Consider the following 2,301-nt stretch of genomic DNA (forward strand, 5'->3'; position numbering starts at 1 on the left):
TATTTATTCTTATTCTAAATATATAATAGTGATTAGGTGAGTGTGAAGAGGAAATGTTATGTAGTTTCTTTATATGCTGTAAACATCATTTGAGAATGGACATTTATATAAACTGGCAGCTTAAGTTTGGAATTAATCGTTTTCGATTCGAGTATATATGGTTAAAAGTATATAAGGTTGTCCATGAAGCTAACTATTTCTATGAGAATAGTTAGCTTCATAGGTGTTTCAGGACAAATTTTACTGTATGCATCTTATATATAACAGAGAAAAGTCATTTATAAAAATTTACATGAATACAACACATGTTTACCTTTGGCATTATATATCTTGTAACATCAATTTTCGTTATTATGGAAATATAGGTATAACAAACAATAAATTGATGTTAGAAAAGTATAGGTAACCTTTCTACAATAATATAAACCGTAATTTATGCTATTGAAGATGAAATAACGATTGTACAACAGGAGGTGGCACTATGGAGTTACGTCATTTGAAAACTTTTATTATTGTAGCGGAAAGCGGTGGATTTACACGGGCTGGAGAATGGCTCGGATATACGCAATCAACAATCACTAATCATATTCAATCTTTAGAAGAAGAAATTGGAAGCCCTTTGTTTGATCGTCTTGGTAAAAAGGTGATTTTAACTGAAGTAGGGGAGCACATGCTTTCTTATGCGCAAAAAATATTAGAATTATCTAATGAGGCGCTGGAATCCTCTCAAATGAACGGTAAACCATCAGGAACGATACGTATTGGGGCAAACGAGTCTTTAATGATATATCGATTACCTGTGATTTTATATGAATTTAAAAAGAAATATCCGCAAGTTCATATTATTTTACAACCATCAGAGAGCCAGGAATTACATAATGAGTTAAAGTCAGGTAAATTTGATTTTGCTTTATTTACAAATCCGGAAAAGCTTGGTGTAGATATTGTTACTCATTCCCTTGTTCGAGAAACAGTTGTGCTTGTTGCTCCGCCAGAGCATCCGCTAACGAAACAAAACATCGTTACTCCTGCTGATTTAGAAGGAGAAATGCTATTACTCACAGAGCCGGGAAGTTATCGAGACTTATTAGAAAAATGGATAAAAGAGGAAGGGATTAATTGCTCACGTATTCACTTTTGGAGTATTGAGGCAATTAAACAAACCGTCATGTGCGGACTAGGACTATCGTATTTACCGCTTATTACGGTTAAGGAGGAAATTGAGCGTGGTAAGTTAATCGCGCTTCCATGGATATACAGTGAGGATTTTGTTACAACTGAACTGGCATACCATAAAAATAAATGGTTGACTCCGGCGATGAAAAAATTAATTGAAATGATAGAGAAACATGCAGAGAAATGGAGAGCGACAACTTAATTTCCTAAGGTGTATGTGTAAAATGTTGAATGATAACATACATGTTAAGGGATAGATGGGAGGAAAATGTAATGAATGAACGTACGAAAGAGATCTTGCTTGTTGTAGTTGGATCATTATTATTTGCGATTGGGATTAACTTTTTTGCTATTCCAAATCGATTATCAGAAGGGGGGATTATCGGTCTTACTGTTATTACCTACTATTTGTTTGACTGGTCTCCTGGTCTTGTCAACCTTATAATGAATGTCATTTTACTTGCAATCGGTTATAAATTTTTTGATAAGAAAACGATGGTGTATACAATTCTTGGTATTATATCTACATCTTTCTTTTTATATATCACAGAAGGCGTTGCAACTCCGGTAAATAATGATACATTATTAGCAGCTCTTTTTGCCGGTAGTTTTGTTGGGGTTGGCTTAGGATTTATGTTTCGAGCAGGTGGCACATCGGGTGGTTCGGCTATCATAGCTAGGTTAGCAAATCAATATTTAGGCTGGAGCGTCGGGAAAGGTGTATTAATTATTGATATCGTTGTTATTGCCGGCTCAGTGTTTATTATCGGACAGGAGAAAGCGATGTATACACTTGTAGCGGTCTTTATTGGTGCGAAGGTCATTGATTTTATTGTAGAAGGAATGGATACAAGAACAGCTGTGACAATTATTTCAAACTATCCAGATGTTATTCGAGAGTCTATTATGCAGCATATGACGCGCGGTGTAACAGTATTAGAAGGACGAGGCGGTTACACAGGAAATAATAAGGAAGTATTATATATTGTTATCAATAAACAAGAACTCGTTCAATTAAAACAAGTCGTGAGTAAAAAAGATAAAAATGCATTTGTTGTTATTCATGATGTACGTGATGTATTAGGTGGTGGCTTTAAAGCGAGTTAAAAAATCTAGCCTTCAAAT

The 2,301-nt window shown here is 34.7% G+C and carries 2 protein-coding genes; both read left to right on the forward strand.

Translation table 11 applies throughout. The features are described 5' to 3' along the window. The first annotated feature begins 481 nt into the window (after nt 1-481). Nucleotides 482-1,378 (forward strand): LysR family transcriptional regulator, encoded by an 897-nt coding sequence (locus LRP84_RS22265; protein WP_230577073.1) that lies wholly within the window; start codon nt 482-484, stop codon nt 1,376-1,378. Nucleotides 1,379-1,419: 41 nt separating this feature from the next. Continuing rightward, nucleotides 1,420-2,283, forward strand: coding sequence for a YitT family protein (locus tag LRP84_RS22270; protein ID WP_230577074.1), 864 nt, complete (start codon nt 1,420-1,422; stop codon nt 2,281-2,283). Nucleotides 2,284-2,301 lie beyond the last annotated feature (18 nt).

Source organism: Bacillus rhizoplanae, from assembly GCF_917563915.1.
Taxonomy (GTDB): Bacteria; Bacillota; Bacilli; order Bacillales; family Bacillaceae_G; genus Bacillus_A; species Bacillus_A rhizoplanae.

Coding starts and splice junctions, on each gene's coding strand:
- LRP84_RS22270 (WP_230577074.1), top strand. CDS start 1,420: ATGTTAAGGGATAGATGGGAGGAAAATGTAATGAATGAACGTACGAAA.
- LRP84_RS22265 (WP_230577073.1), top strand. CDS start 482: ATGGAGTTACGTCATTTGAAAACTTTTATTATTGTAGCGGAAAGCGGT.